The organism is Cryobacterium sp. N19, from assembly GCF_002929595.1.
GTDB lineage: Bacteria > Actinomycetota > Actinomycetes > Actinomycetales > Microbacteriaceae > Cryobacterium > Cryobacterium flavum.
Genome location: NZ_PJJR01000050.1, coordinates 340329 through 353610, shown reverse-complemented (window position 1 = coordinate 353610; position 13282 = coordinate 340329). Strand labels below are relative to the sequence as shown.

Sequence of the window (13282 nt, the reverse complement as noted above, 5' to 3'; positions counted from 1 at the left end):
AATGTCTGACACCCAAACTGTCGAACCACACATCTATAAGGGACTGACCGGCGTCGTCGTCGACACGACCGCGGTCTCCAAGGTCAACCCGGAGACCAACTCGCTGCTCTACCGGGGCTACCCGGTGCAGGAACTCGCGGCGAAGAAGAGCTTCGAAGAGGTCGCCTACCTGCTCTGGCACGGCGAACTGCCCACAGACCAACAGCTCGCCGACTTCGAGGCACTCGAACGTTCGCTGCGGCACATGAGCCCGGTGGTCAAGCAAATCATCGACGAGCTGCCGCTGACCGCGCACCCGATGGATGTCGTGCGCACCGCGGTGAGCGTCATCGGTGCGAGCGATCCGGATGCCGAGAATCCGTCGGCCCAATCCGACCTCGACAAATCAATTCGTCTGTTCGCCCAGCTGCCCGCGATTGTCTCCTACGACCAGCGTCGCCGGCACGGACAGGGCCTGGTCGAGCCGCGCGACGACCTCGGCTACTCGGCAAACTTTCTGCACATGGCCTTCGGCGAGGTGCCGGAACTCGTCGTGGTCAACGCCTTCGACGTGTCGATGATCCTCTACGCCGAGCACTCCTTCAACGCGTCGACCTTCACCGCTCGGGTCATCACGTCCACCCTGTCCGACCTGTACTCGGCCGTGACCGGGGCGGTCGGGGCTCTTAAGGGTGCACTGCACGGCGGCGCGAACGAGGCCGTCATGCATACGTTCGCCGAGATCGGTCTCGAAGCCGGATCGGCGGCGCGGGCCGAACCGTGGCTGGAGAAGGCGCTCGCTGAGAAGCGCAAGATCATGGGCTTCGGGCACCGCGTCTACAAGAGCGGCGACTCGCGCGTGCCGACGATGCGGGCCTCGCTCGTCACCCTCGTGGAGCATTACCAGAAGCCGGAACTGCTCGAATTGTACGAAGCCCTCGAGACGGCGATGACGAACCGCAAGGCGATTCTGCCGAACCTTGACTACCCCTCGGGCCCGGCGTACCACCTGATGGGGTTCGACACCCTCACCTTCACACCGATCTTCGTGGCGGCGCGCATCACCGGGTGGACCGCGCACATTATGGAGCAGAAGAAGAGCAACGCGCTCATTCGTCCGCTGTCGGCCTATAACGGCGTCAATCAGCGGCAGGTGCCGTAGCGCTGTTCTTTTCAGAGCGGATGTCGCGCTGCCAGCTGGCAGCGCGACATCCGCTGTGTGCGTAACGGGTCGGGATCTAGCTAGCATTGATGAATGACACTTGATGCCGAGGCCGTGCCCACTTCGCCCGCTATTGACCGCGAAATTCTGCAGTGGACCGACTTCGCTGAAGCGTCGCGCGAGTTGGCGACCCGAGTGCGGGAGAGCAGTTTTCACCCGGATGTCGTGATCGCCATCGCCCGCGGCGGCCTGCTGCTGGCCGGTGCCATCTCCTACGCGCTCGGCACCAAGAACTGCGGCAGCATCAACGTGGAGTTCTACACCGGCGTCGACGAGCGCCTGCCCGAGCCGGTGCTGTCGGCGCCGATGCTCGACGCACCGGCCCTGGCCGGCAAGAGGGTGCTGCTGGTCGACGACGTCTCCGACTCCGGCCACACCCTCGCGCTCGTCATGCGCCTGCTTGGCGAGACCGCCATGGAGGTGCGCACCGCGACGCTCTACACCAAGCCGCGCACCGTGCACGTGCCCGACTTCACCTGGCGCGAAACCGACAGGTGGATCGTGTTCCCCTGGTCGGCGCTGCCGCCGGTGCCGGGTGCGCCCGAGGATATTGCGCCCGAAGCGCTCGCCGACCTGACGGATGGGGTGCCCGCATGAGCGTGCACCTGGTCGGCGGCGGGGGAGACGCCGAGAGCGACTTTCCGGTCTTCGCGACGTTCCTGTCCGAGGTCACGGCTCAGGCTTTCACAGCCGACCGCGACGAACCGATCGTGGCGATCATCACCGTCGGCCCGGGCTCAGCCCACGCCGAAGAACTGGCCGCTGCTCTCGGGCTTACCGCCGAGGCTCGACTGACCGTGCTCGCCCCCGGCGACGTCGCGGCCCTCACCTCCGTGTCCGCGGTCGACGGTATCATCATCGGCGGCGGCGTGACCCCCGACTATCTCGCCGCACTGCTGCCGATCGCTGGGGAGATTCGCCGCCAGGTTTCGGCCGGCGTGCCCTACCTCGGTTTCTCGGCCGGCGCCATGATCGCCGCCGAACGCGCCCTGATCGGTGGCTGGCGCATCGGCGGCGTCGAGGTCACGCCCCAGGACGTGTCGGAGGGCCTCGACGAGATCACCCTCGCCCAGGGCATCGGACTGCTCGACGTGACGGTGGACGTGCACGCCGCCCAGTCCGGCAGCCTGTCCCGCCTGATCGCCGCGACCGAGGCCGGCCTCATCGACGGCGGCCTCGCCATCGACGAGAACACCGTGCTCGTGGTCGGCGAGGGGGCCCTCCGCGTGCTCGGAGCCGGCAGTGTCTGGAACGTCAGCCAGGCCGATGGCGGCGTGCTCGTGAGCACCATCGGTGCCTGATCTGCCCACCTGATGGCGGTAATTCAGCGGATACGCCCGCTTCCGCGCACGCGCCGCTGCGCAGTGCGCTCGTGAACCTCGACGCCCTTGCGGCCAGCGGTGAGATCGACCCGGGGTGGGCGCGAGCACTCGCGCCCGTGGCCGATGACCTGGCTCGGGTTTCCGAGTTTTTGACGAGCGAACGGGCCGCCGGCCACGAGGTGTTACCAGCGCCGGAGCACCTGCTGCGTGCGTTCCGGCAGCCGTTCGACGCCGTGCGGGTGCTCATCGTCGGGCAGGATCCGTACCCCACTCCGGGACATCCAATCGGTCTGGCCTTCGCCGTCAATGCCGACGTGCGGCCCGTTCCGCGCAGCCTCGGCAACGTCTACACCGAACTCGGCACCGACCTGGGCCTGCCGCGCCCCGAGCACGGCGACCTCTCCGCCTGGTCGAACCAGGGCGTGCTGCTGCTCAACCGAGTGCTCAGCGTGCGGGCCGGCGCTGCCGGTTCGCATCGGCGGCACGGCTGGGAAACCGTGACCGACCAAGCTATTCGCGCCCTGGTGGGGCGGCGACATCCGCTCGTGGCGATTTTGTGGGGCAAGGATGCCGCAGCGCTCACGTCCCTGCTCGGCGACACACCCGTGCTCGAATCGGCGCACCCGAGCCCGCTGTCAGCCCGGCGAGGATTCTTCGGCTCGCGCCCGTTCAGCGCGGCCAACCGGTTGCTCACCGAGCAGGGGGCGGCTCCGGTTGCCTGGGAGCTTCCGGTAATCTGGAACCAACCAGAAAGGGGAGTGCCCGGTGCTTGAGGAAGAATACGAGCCTCGTCGTCGGCTGCCCCGCCACCTGCGGCCGGAAGTTGCCGCCGAGGCACCGTTCGAATACGAGATGCGCGAGGTGCGGGCGACCGATCTGCCGCACATTCGCGAGATCTACAACTACTACGTGGCCAACAGCACCGTCACCTTCGACGAGGATGCGATGACGCTCGCCGAGTGGCGCGACAAGTTCTACTACCTGAACAAGCAGGGCATGCCGTTCATCGTCGCGGTCTCGCCGGCCGGCCAGATTCTCGGGTATGCCCTGGTCAGCCCGTGGAAGCAGAAGAAGGCCTACCGCTTCACGGTGGAGAACTCGATCTACCTCGGCGCCGCATCGACGGGCAAGGGTCTCGGGCGCGAGCTGCTCGGCGAGCTGATCAAACGCTCCAAGGCGGCCGGCCTGAAAGAGATCATCGCCGTCATCGCCGACCAGGGAGCGGATGCCTCGATCAAGCTGCACCGCGACTTCGGCTTCGAGGAGATCGGCCGCATGGGCAAGGTCGGCTTCAAGTTCGAGCGCTGGCTCGGCACGATTCTGCTGCAGAAGAGCCTGAAGTAGCCCCTCTCTCGCGACCTGTCAGAGGCGGGGGGTGTTCAGGCGGCCCACCGCGTTGAGCACCGCGCGGCGGGGGTAGATGCTCGCGACCCGCGCGAGCACGGCGTTGCGCGTTCCGACCAGCACAACGGATGGCGTCACCGAGCGGTCGAGCGCAGAGAAAGAGGCGCGCATGACTTCCTCTACGGTGAGCGGCGTCCCCTTCTTGCCGCCGCTGGTCTGGGCGACCTCGAAGAACTCGGTGTCGGCCGGGCCGGGGCAGATCGCGGTCACCTTGAGGCCGCTGGCCCTGGTCTCGTAGCTGACCGCCTCGGTGTAACTGAGCACATACGCCTTGGTCGCTCCGTAGACCGCCATGCGCGGCACCGGCTGGAACGCCGCCGTGCTGGCCAGATTCACCAGCGCCGCGGTGTGCGGATTCAGCGAGGCCGTCTCGACCAGGTCGGGCAGAAAAGCGTGGGTCAGCGCGGTCAGGGCGTGCACGTTGAGGGCCACCTGCTCACGTTCCCGCTTCTCGTCGGAGTCGAGCACGGTGCCGAAGGTCGCGAAGCCCGCATTGTTCACGAGCGTGCCAATGGTGATCGAACGCTCGCGCAGGTCGCGCACCAGCTCGGTGACGGCATCCGCTTCGGTGAGATCGAGCGGAATCACGGTGGAGACCGTGCCGTATTTCTCGGCCAGGTCGACCGCGAGGGCTTCGAGGCGGGCCTGACGGCGGGCGACGAGAACGAGATCCGCGCCGCGCTCGGCGAGCTTGTGGGCGTATCCGACCCCGAGTCCACTCGACGCTCCGGTGATAAGCGCGGCGGTACCGATGGGGTTGTACAAAGCGCTGGCCATGGCTTGAGGCTAGCCTTCCTGCGCGTGCATAACCAGTGTTGGCTGCCCGCCGGTCCCGGTCGAACTAAGCTCGGCACATGGCTGATCCACACGAATTGACCGCCCTGGAACAATGGCAGGCCCTGCAGAGCCGCGAAATCAGCCCGAGCGAACTCACCGAGCATTACCTCGGGCGCATCGACAAATTCAACCCGGCGCTCGGCGCTTTCGTCACCGTCACCGCGGATGCCGCTCGTGCCAGGGCCCGGTTCGTCGAAGAACGGATGCCCCGCACCGCCCCGCTCTGGGGTCTCCCATTCGCCGATAAAGACCTGTACCTGCGCGCCGGGGTACACGCGGGGTTCGGGTCGCGCCTGTTCGATGGCTACGTACCCGACCAGTCCGACGACCTCGTTCAGGCGCTCGACGACGCCGGCGGGGTCAGCCTCGGCAAGACCAACACCCCCGAATTCGGCCTGGCCTCCTACACCGAAAGCCTCGCAGCGCCGCCCGCGCGCACCCCGTGGAACCTCGCGCTCGGTGCCGGCGGATCCAGCGGCGGCGCCGCCGTCGCGGTCGCAGCCCGGCTGCTGCCGTTCGCGCCCGGCTCCGACGGCGGCGGGTCCATTCGCATTCCCGCTGCCGCCTGCGGACTGGTCGGGCTCAAGCCGAGCCGCGGGCGCGTGCCCGCCGCCTCCGGCATCGACAAGCTCGGCGGCCTCCCGGTCGGCGGCCCGCTCGCCCGCACCGTAGCGGATGCCGCGCTGCTGCTCGACGCCATGATCGCTCCCCGAGACGGTCACCCCGACCACCACTACGCCCTGCGCGCCCCCGGCGATGAAACGCCGCTGCTCGCGGCGGCGGTGCGCGGCGAAGGCCGGTTTCAGCTCGGCGTCATGACCACCTCGGCCTGGGATAACGACTACTCCATAGCGATCGCCCCCGAAGCGCAAGCCGCCCTCGACCTGGCCGTCGCAGGGTTCGCCGCCCTGCACCACGGGCTCGAAGAGACCGCTTTGAAGCCCGACGCCAGCTACGTGCCGGCGTTCCGCACCATCTGGCAGGCCGGAGCTGCCGGTATCCCGGCTGAAACCGAGGCCGAGATCGCCCTGCTCGAACCGCTGACCCAGTGGCTGCTGGCCCGCGGCCGCGCGCTCGGTGCCCGCGACCTGGCCGAGGCGCTCGCCGCACTGACCGCGTTTGAGCGGTCGTTCATTCACCAGTTGTCCAAATTCGATGCCGTGCTGACCCCGGCCATGGCCCTGACGCCGCGACCGGTCGGCTGGTACGACGCCGACGACGCCGAGGCCAACTTCGCCCAGCAGGTGCAGTACACGCCGTTTACCTCGATGATCAACGTGAGCGGGTTGCCGGCCATCGTGCTGCCGGTGCACCAGACCGACGACGGCCTGCCGATGGGCGTGCAGCTCATCGGCAGGCCGGGCGGCGAGGCCACGCTGCTCGCGCTCGGCGCGCAGCTGGAGCGGCGCATCCGCTGGCAGGATCGGGTGCCGCCCGAGCCGGCGTAACCCTGGCAGCCGGGGCTACTGTCGGGTGGACACCGGCCGCGACGGCCACCAGAACCGGTCATCGACCAGAAACACCAGCGCCGGCACGAGCACGGTGCGCACGACGAGGGTGTCCAGCAGCACCCCGATGCAGACGATCACACCGATCTGGGTGAGGGCCACCACGGGAAGCACCCCGAGCACGGCGAACACCGCCGCGATCAGAATTCCGGCGCTCGTGATCACCGCGCCGGTCGACGAGAGCGCCCGCACCATGCCCTCGCGCGTGCCGTAGCGTTTGGCCTCTTCGCGGGCCCTGGTGGTCAGAAAGATGTTGTAGTCCACACCGAGTGCCACCAAGAACAGGAACGCGAACAGTACGACGTTGGTGTCGAAGGCCTTGAAACCGAGCAGGTTCTGAAAAATCAGGTTCGAGGCGCCGAGGCTGGCGAAGAAGGTGCCGAGCACGGTCGCGATGAGCAGCACCGGTGCCACGAGTGAGCGCAGCAGCAGCGCCAGAATCAGAAAGACGATGCCGAGGATCAGTGGCAGAATCAGGTCCTGGTCGCGTTCGGCCGTGGTTTTCGTGTCGAGGGCCGTGGCATCGCTGCCACCGACCAGCGATTGCGACACCGCGGCCGGGGCATCCGCTAACTCGGTGCGCAGCGCGGCGATGGCCGTGAAGGTTTGGTCGCTGCCCGGCTCGCTGTCAAGCGTGACATCGATGCGGGTGAGGCCGCCGGCGTTCTCGCCAGCCACGGCCGAGGAGACGCCAGGGGTTTTCAGTGCGACCGCTACGGCGTCGGCGGATGCCGCATCCGGCGCCAGCACAACGGTCTGGCTGGTCAGCCCAGCCGAAAAAGACGCATCCACGATGTCCTGTGCAACGACCGACTCCGGGTCGCCGAGCAACTGATCGGTCTGGCTCAGCCCGACGGCGGCGCCGTTCAGCCCGAACGCGAGCGACCCGATCGCGAGCACGGACACGACCGTGATGATCACCGGATGCTTCGACACGCCTCGGCCGAGCCTGGTCCAGAAGCCGGTGCGCGGGGCGGCGGCCCCTGCTTGCACCCGCGGAATGAACGGCCAGAACAGCCCGCGCCCGCACACTACGAGGGCGGCCGGCAGCACGAGCAGGGCGAACAGGATGGCGATGATCACGCCGATGGCGCAGGCGATGCCGAGCGCCCGGTTACCAGCCAGTTCGGCGAACACCAGGGTGGCCAGGCTCAGCGCGACCGTTCCGCCGCTCGCCGCGATCGCCGGGCCGGCGCTCGTCACGGCGGTGCGCATCGCCTGGTTGCGGTTCTCGGTGTGCAGCAATTCCTCGCGGTAGCGGGCCACGAGCAACAGGGCGTAGTTGGTGCCCGCGCCGAAGACCAGCACCGACAGGATGCCCGAGATCGACGCGTCGAGGGCGAAACCGAGCGGCTCGGCCAGCGCCCCGACCACCTTGCCGGCCAGGCCGTCGGCCAGGCCGACCACGACGAGCGGCACGATCCAGAGCACCGGGCTGCGGTACGTCACGATCAGCAGCACAGCCACGACGACCACGGTCACCAGCAGCAGGCGAAAATCAGCTCCGGCGAAGGCATTGGTGATGTCCGCCTGAAAACCGACCGGCCCGGTGACATAGGCGTTCAGACCGCTGGGCATTCCGGCCGACGCCGTCGAACGAATGTCAGTGGCCGTCTTCTCGACATCGGCCGTTGCCGTCGCGGCCTGAAGTGGCATCACGCTCAGGGCGGCCTGGCCGTCCTTGCTGAACTGGGGAGTCGCTGCCCGGGGGGCGATCGACGCGGCACCGAGTTCCTCGGCGGCGGCGGTGATCGCGGTCTTGTCGGCCGGCGTTAGTGCGGCACCGTCGCGGCTCCAGACCACGATCGCCGCGGTCTGATCGGCCGAGGGAAACTCGGCGAGGAGCTTGGTGACCTGCGCGGCCTGGCTGCTTTCCGGCAACCCGGCGGCCGAAAAATCTGCGGATTCATTAGCCGGAAGCAGGGCGAACAACAGTCCGACGGCAATGATGGTACCGAGTAGAACCGCCCAGGCGGTGCGTTTGCCGGTGATGAAGCGTGAGATGGCGAGCACAGTTCCTCCCAGAACCTCGATAATCGCTATCCTAGCTAGGTAAACGAGGCTCCAAGATTGTTTTGAATTAATCAAAACAACTGCTAGGGTCGAAGTATGCCTTTGACCGATGCCAGCCACGATGACGCGGGGCTTCGCCTGGCCGCAGCCGACGCCGCCGCGCTGGCCGACAGCATCCGTTCTGCCGGTCTCAAGGTGACCGCGCCGCGGCTGGCGGTGCTGCGCGCCCTTACCGACAAGCCGCACTCCAACGCCGACGCCCTCTTCGGCGCGGTACATTCCGACCTGCCGGGCACGTCGTTGCAGGCGGTCTACGGGGTGCTCGCCTCGTTCACCGCCGCCGGGCTGGTGCGCAAGATCGAACCGGCCGGTTCGCCCGCGCTGTTCGAACGCCGAGTGGGCGACAACCACCACCACATCGTCTGCACCCGCTGCAGCGTGGTGCACGACGTGGACTGCGCCGTCGGCCACTCTCCCTGCCTTACTCCAGCGGATGCGCTCGGTTTCGACGTGCGCGCCGCCGAGGTCATCTACTGGGGCCTCTGCGCACGGTGCCAGGCCGACACTTTGGCCCCCTAAACTTCCCCCGACAACCTCGCGTTGCTGTTCACAATCAAGGAGCACCATGACTATCAAGCCCACAACAGACCAGACGGGAACGCCCGTCGCCAGCGACGCGCACTCCCTCACCGTCGGTGCCGACGGCGTTACCGCCCTGCACGACCGTTACCTGGTCGAGAAGCTCGCCCAGTTCAACCGCGAGCGCATTCCGGAGCGCATCGTGCACGCCAAGGGCGGCGGAGCGCACGGCGAGTTCGTCGTCACCGGCGACGTCTCCCAGTACACCCGCGCGGCCGTGTTCCAGCCGGGCACGAAGACCGAAACCCTGCAGCGCTTCTCCAGCGTCGCTGGCGAACAGGGCAGTCCAGACACCTGGCGCGATGTTCGCGGTTTTTCGGTGAAGTTCTACACGAGCGAGGGTAACTACGACATCGTCGGAAACAACACCCCGGTGTTCTTCATCCGCGACGGCATCAAGTTTCCCGACTTCATCCACTCGCAGAAGCGTCTGCCGGGCACGGGCCTCCGCGACGCGACCATGCAGTGGGACTTCTGGACCCTCTCCCCGGAGTCGGCACACCAGGTCACCTACCTCATGGGCGACCGCGGCTTGCCGCGCTCCTGGCGTGAGATGCCCGGCTTCGGTTCGCACACCTACCAGTGGATCAACGCGGCCGGCGAGCGCTTCTGGGTGAAGTACCACTTCGAATCCAACCAGGGCAACGTGGAGATGGAAGGCTCTGAGGCTGAGCTCATCGCCGGAGCGGATGCCGACTACTACCGTCGCGACCTCTCCGACGCCATCGCCGCCGGCAACTTCCCGTCCTGGAACGTGTCCGTGCAGGTCATGCCGTACGAGCAGGGCAACACCTACCGGTTCAACCCGTTCGACGTGACCAAGGTCTGGCCGCACGCCGACTTCCCGCTGATCCCGGTGGGCACCCACACCCTCAACCGCAACCCGGCGAACTTCTTCGCCGAGATCGAGCAGGCGGCGTTCTCTCCGGCCAACCTCGTTCCCGGAATCGCGGCGAGCCCCGACAAGATGCTCATGGCGCGCATCTTCTCCTACCCCGACGCTCAGCGCTACCGCGTGGGCACCAACTACGCGCAGCTGCCCATCAACGCTCCCACGAGCCCGGTGAACAACTACTCGCAGGACGGCGCGCAGCGTCACCACTTCAACTCAGCCGACCAGCCGAACTACGCGCCCAACTCCCTCGGCGGCCCCGTCGCCGACCCGGCTGCTGCCGGCGAGGGTGCCTGGGAGGGGGACGGTACGCTGCTGCGCGCCGCCGCGACCCTGCGCAGTGAAGACAGCGACTTCGGCCAGGCCGGAACGCTGTACCGCGAGATCTACGACGACGCCGCCAAGGCCCGGTTCCTCGACACCATCACCGGTGCCATCAGCGGTGTGACCCGTCCAGAGGTCACCGAGCGCGCTATCTGGTACTGGACTAGCGTCGACACCGACCTCGGTGCCAAGCTGCGCGCGAACCTCGCCGTGTTCGCCGAAGCCGCTGCCGTTGACGCGGAGTACGTCGCCGCGAAGTAGCACGTCTCGGTTGATCACAACCGCCCGGCCTGTTCGCAGGCCGGGAGGTTTCGTGCATCCGCTCGCGCTAGCGGATATAGCCGCCGTTTTTCAGGCCGGCTTCGATCTCGAAGCGGTTCGTGAGCGGATTGCGCCCGGCGACCGCGTAGAGCAGAGGAAAGACCACGCCGAAGCGCTGCCACTGGCGTTTGTGCACGGCCTCGTGCTCGAGCACGGCCGCGGTGACGTTCTGGTTGGTGAGGTAGCAGCCGCCCACACAGGAGCCGCCGCGTCCGAAGGTCTACGGCGGCATGCCGCGAAACACGAACAGTCCGGCCCGTTTTTCGACCCGCCCGGTGCTCCAGATCGAGCCCCAGACCAGCCCGAATGCGGTTGCGTACAGGAAGCCGGCGCGGCTGAACGGTGAATCGAAGAGGAGGCGGCGCATCCGCTCAGCCTAATTCTTCCGCCCGTCGTTCTCGGTGAACCCGGGACGACCGTAGGCCTCGAGCAGGCGCAGCCACACCTCGCTAAGAGTGGGGTAGCTCGGGACCGCGTGCCACAGCCGGTTGATCGGAACCTCGCCAACGATGGCGACCGTGGCCGAGTGCAGCAGTTCGGCGACGTCCTGCCCGACGAAGGTGACGCCGAGCAGCACCTCCCGGTCGAGGTCGACGATGGCCCGGGCCTTGCCGATGTAGCCGACTGCGAGCACCGCGGAGCCACCCAGGTTGGCCAGGTCGTAGTCCAGGATGCGGATGCGATATCCCGCCTTCACAGCGGATGCCGCGGTCAGTCCCACCGACGCCACCTCCGGGTCGGTGAAGGTCACCTGAGGAACGGCGGCGTGGTCGGCCGTCGCCACGTGAGCGCCCCACGGTGCGTTATCGACCGGGGTGCCGGCCGCGCGGGTCACGATGGCATCGCCGGCCGCGCGGGCCTGGTACTTGCCCTGGTGGGTGAGGAGCGCCCGGTGGTTGACATCGCCGGTGGCGTAGAGCCAGTCGCCAGCGAGCGTTGGGGAGTCGCCCTGCACGAGCAGCGTGTCGTCGACGGCGAGCCAGTCGCCGCCGTTGAGGCCGACGGTGTTGAGGCCGAGGTCCTGGGTGCGCGGCGTGCGGCCGATGGCCACGAGTACTTTCTCGGCTGTCACCGTGCTGCCGTCGTCGAGGGTGAGCGTGACAGCGCCGCCTTCGCGGTGCGCCTCGGTGGTGGAGGGCCCGACGAGCACGGTGACGCCGTTCTCGATCAAGGCGGCGGTGACGAGTTCGCCGGCGAACGGCTCCTGGCCGCCGAGCAGGGGGCTGCGGGCGATGACGGTCACCGCCGACCCGAGCGAGGCGTATGCGGCGGCCATCTCGGCGGCGACGACACCGCCGCCGATCACGGCCAGGCGGGGTGGAATCTGCTGGGCGCTCGTCGCGTCCCGGCTGGTCCAGGGGTCAATGTCTGTCAGCCCGGGGATATCGGGCAGCAGCGCCGCTGACCCGGTGCTGATGACGACGGCGTGGGTGGCGGTGAGAACGGTCACCGCGCCATCCGCTTGCGTCACGGTGACTTCTTTGATGCCGGTAAGGCGGGCGTGGCCGCGTACCAGGGCAATGCCGGCGGAGTCGAGCCACTTGGCCTGGCCGTCGTCTTTCCAATTGCTCGCAATGGAATCGCGTTGTTTCAGGGCGGCGCGCACGTCGACGGTACCGGTGACGGCCTCGGCGGCGCCGGGTACCCGGCGGGCTGCCGCGAGGGCGGCGCCGCTGCGCAGCAACACTTTCGACGGCATGCAAGCCCAGTAGGAGCATTCGCCCCCGACCAGGTCGCTCTCGACGACGACCGTGGTGAGGCCGCCCTGCGCGGTGCGATCGGCGACGTTCTCGCCGACAGCGCCGCCGCCGATCACGATGACGTCGTAGCTCTGACTCGACATTGAATCTCCTTGACGGGGGGTGGCGGTGTGCGGGTTTGGAGTAGCCTACCCGAGGTTCTGGCGAATGAGTTGGTCGCCTCGGCGGCTCCGGGCCCACCTTCTGGCCTTGGGCCCAGTTTATAAACTGGGCCCAAGGACGGGGCCTGGGCCCCGTCCCAAAAGGGAGGGGTCAGCGGCCCACGAAGATGGCGGGGGTTCGGGTGAGAAAGGACTGCATGCCGATTAGGGAGTCCTCGGTTTGCACCAGGCGGGCGAGGGCGGGCTGCAGCGCTGCCTCAGCGGATGCCGCCCCCTCCCGCTCTGCCAACCGCGCGTTGGCGAGGGTGGCCTGGATGGCGAGGGGAGCCTGGGCGGCGATCTTGTCGGCGAGCTCGAGGGCGCGGTCGACCTGGGTGCCGTCGGGCACGATCTCCTGCACGAGTCCCATTCGGTGGGCCTCGGTGGCGTCGAACAGGTCGCCAGTGAGCAGCCAGCGCATGGCATTGCCCCAACCCGCCGTGCGCGGAAACCGAATGGTCGCCCCGCCGAACGGCAGGATTCCCCGGGCCACCTCGATCTGCCCGAACTTCGTGGATTGCGCGGCGACCACGATGTCGCTCGCGAGCATCAGCTCGATTCCGAGGGTGAGACAGGTGCCCTGCACGGCGATGACGACCGGTTTGCTCACCGAAATGCCATCCACTTGCCACGGATTGATGCCGCCCTCCGGCACCATGTCGAGTCCGTTCGGGCCGAGCCTCGGGCCGATATCGGCGAGGTCCAGCCCGGCGGTGAAGTGCTCGCCGACCGCGTAGATCAGTCCGACGCGCAGTTCGGGGTCGCGGTCCAGCTCCCCGTAGGCGAGTGACAGCTGCTGCAGCAGGGCGAAATCGGCGGCATTGCGTTTCTCGGGCCGGTTCAGCCCGATCAGCAGAATGTGGCCGCGGCGTTCGGTGAGAATGCGGGGCTGGTCGGTCATGCGGGCCTCCATTGGCTGGT

At 67.8% G+C, this 13282-nt stretch carries 12 protein-coding genes and 1 pseudogene; 8 read left to right on the top strand and 5 right to left on the bottom strand.

The annotated features are described in order from the left end of the window. The first annotated feature begins 1 nt into the window (after window position 1). From CXY78_RS11330 to CXY78_RS11310, 5 genes are all read left to right on the top strand, one after another. Entirely contained in the window at window positions 2-1141 is a 1140-nt protein-coding gene (locus CXY78_RS11330) for a bifunctional 2-methylcitrate synthase/citrate synthase (RefSeq protein ID WP_104089395.1), read from the top strand. 93 nt (window positions 1142-1234) lie between these two features. Then, the gene (locus tag CXY78_RS11325; protein ID WP_092340581.1) at window positions 1235-1798 is read left to right on the top strand and encodes a phosphoribosyltransferase; all 564 of its coding nucleotides are present in this window, start codon (window positions 1235-1237) and stop codon (window positions 1796-1798) included. Then, entirely contained in the window at window positions 1795-2502 is a 708-nt protein-coding gene (locus CXY78_RS11320; RefSeq protein ID WP_092340582.1) for a Type 1 glutamine amidotransferase-like domain-containing protein, read from the top strand. Before CXY78_RS11325 ends, CXY78_RS11320 begins: the two co-directional genes overlap by 4 nt. 71 nt (window positions 2503-2573) lie before the next feature. Beyond that, window positions 2574-3296, top strand: coding sequence for a uracil-DNA glycosylase (locus CXY78_RS11315; protein WP_104089393.1), 723 nt, complete (start codon window positions 2574-2576; stop codon window positions 3294-3296). Further along, window positions 3289-3867: a GNAT family N-acetyltransferase gene (locus tag CXY78_RS11310; protein WP_199181920.1), complete on the top strand. Its 579-nt coding sequence runs from the start codon at window positions 3289-3291 to the stop codon at window positions 3865-3867. The genes CXY78_RS11315 and CXY78_RS11310 overlap by 8 nt, the downstream gene beginning before the upstream one ends. Before the next feature lie 18 nt (window positions 3868-3885). Here CXY78_RS11310 and CXY78_RS11305 read toward each other — a convergent pair whose 3' ends face one another. Next, a complete protein-coding gene (locus CXY78_RS11305; protein WP_104089391.1) occupies window positions 3886-4704 on the bottom strand; it encodes an SDR family oxidoreductase in 819 nt (272 codons plus the stop codon). 77 nt (window positions 4705-4781) lie between these two features. Here CXY78_RS11305 and CXY78_RS11300 point away from each other — a divergent pair, with 77 nt between their 5' ends. Beyond that, window positions 4782-6212: an amidase gene (locus CXY78_RS11300; protein WP_104089390.1), complete on the top strand. Its 1431-nt coding sequence runs from the start codon at window positions 4782-4784 to the stop codon at window positions 6210-6212. Between the two features lie 15 nt (window positions 6213-6227). Here the strand turns inward: CXY78_RS11300 and CXY78_RS11295 are convergent, their stop codons facing one another. Further along, the gene (locus CXY78_RS11295) at window positions 6228-8285 is read right to left on the bottom strand and encodes an MMPL family transporter (RefSeq protein WP_104089388.1); all 2058 of its coding nucleotides are present in this window, start codon (window positions 8283-8285) and stop codon (window positions 6228-6230) included. A 96-nt stretch (window positions 8286-8381) separates the two neighbouring features. Here CXY78_RS11295 and CXY78_RS11290 point away from each other — a divergent pair, with 96 nt between their 5' ends. After that, the gene (locus tag CXY78_RS11290; RefSeq protein WP_104089387.1) at window positions 8382-8864 is read left to right on the top strand and encodes a Fur family transcriptional regulator; all 483 of its coding nucleotides are present in this window, start codon (window positions 8382-8384) and stop codon (window positions 8862-8864) included. A 46-nt stretch (window positions 8865-8910) separates the two neighbouring features. Beyond that, window positions 8911-10401 (top strand): catalase, encoded by a 1491-nt coding sequence (locus tag CXY78_RS11285; protein WP_092340588.1) that lies wholly within the window; start codon window positions 8911-8913, stop codon window positions 10399-10401. Between the two features lie 67 nt (window positions 10402-10468). On the opposite strand, the pseudogene CXY78_RS11280 reads toward CXY78_RS11285, so the two are convergent. From CXY78_RS11280 to CXY78_RS11270, 3 genes and pseudogenes are all read right to left on the bottom strand, one after another. Further along, a pseudogene (locus CXY78_RS11280) lies at window positions 10469-10828 on the bottom strand (Fe-S oxidoreductase). Window positions 10829-10837: 9 nt separating this feature from the next. Further along, complete coding sequence (locus CXY78_RS11275) at window positions 10838-12304, bottom strand: NAD(P)/FAD-dependent oxidoreductase (RefSeq protein ID WP_104089385.1); 1467 nt, start codon at window positions 12302-12304, stop codon at window positions 10838-10840. A 169-nt stretch (window positions 12305-12473) separates the two neighbouring features. After that, complete coding sequence (locus CXY78_RS11270) at window positions 12474-13262, bottom strand: crotonase/enoyl-CoA hydratase family protein (protein WP_092340774.1); 789 nt, start codon at window positions 13260-13262, stop codon at window positions 12474-12476. Window positions 13263-13282: the final 20 nt, after the last annotated feature.

Bases quoted from the DNA above. Each gene is read 5' to 3' on its own strand.
- CXY78_RS11330 (WP_104089395.1), top strand. From the start codon at position 2: ATGTCTGACACCCAAACTGTCGAACCACACATCTATAAGGGACTGACC.
- CXY78_RS11325 (WP_092340581.1), top strand. From the start codon at position 1,235: ATGACACTTGATGCCGAGGCCGTGCCCACTTCGCCCGCTATTGACCGC.
- CXY78_RS11320 (WP_092340582.1), top strand. From the start codon at position 1,795: ATGAGCGTGCACCTGGTCGGCGGCGGGGGAGACGCCGAGAGCGACTTT.
- CXY78_RS11305 (WP_104089391.1), bottom strand. From the start codon at position 4,704: ATGGCCAGCGCTTTGTACAACCCCATCGGTACCGCCGCGCTTATCACC.
- CXY78_RS11300 (WP_104089390.1), top strand. From the start codon at position 4,782: ATGGCTGATCCACACGAATTGACCGCCCTGGAACAATGGCAGGCCCTG.
- CXY78_RS11290 (WP_104089387.1), top strand. From the start codon at position 8,382: ATGCCTTTGACCGATGCCAGCCACGATGACGCGGGGCTTCGCCTGGCC.
- CXY78_RS11285 (WP_092340588.1), top strand. From the start codon at position 8,911: ATGACTATCAAGCCCACAACAGACCAGACGGGAACGCCCGTCGCCAGC.
- CXY78_RS11275 (WP_104089385.1), bottom strand. From the start codon at position 12,304: ATGTCGAGTCAGAGCTACGACGTCATCGTGATCGGCGGCGGCGCTGTC.
- CXY78_RS11270 (WP_092340774.1), bottom strand. From the start codon at position 13,262: ATGACCGACCAGCCCCGCATTCTCACCGAACGCCGCGGCCACATTCTG.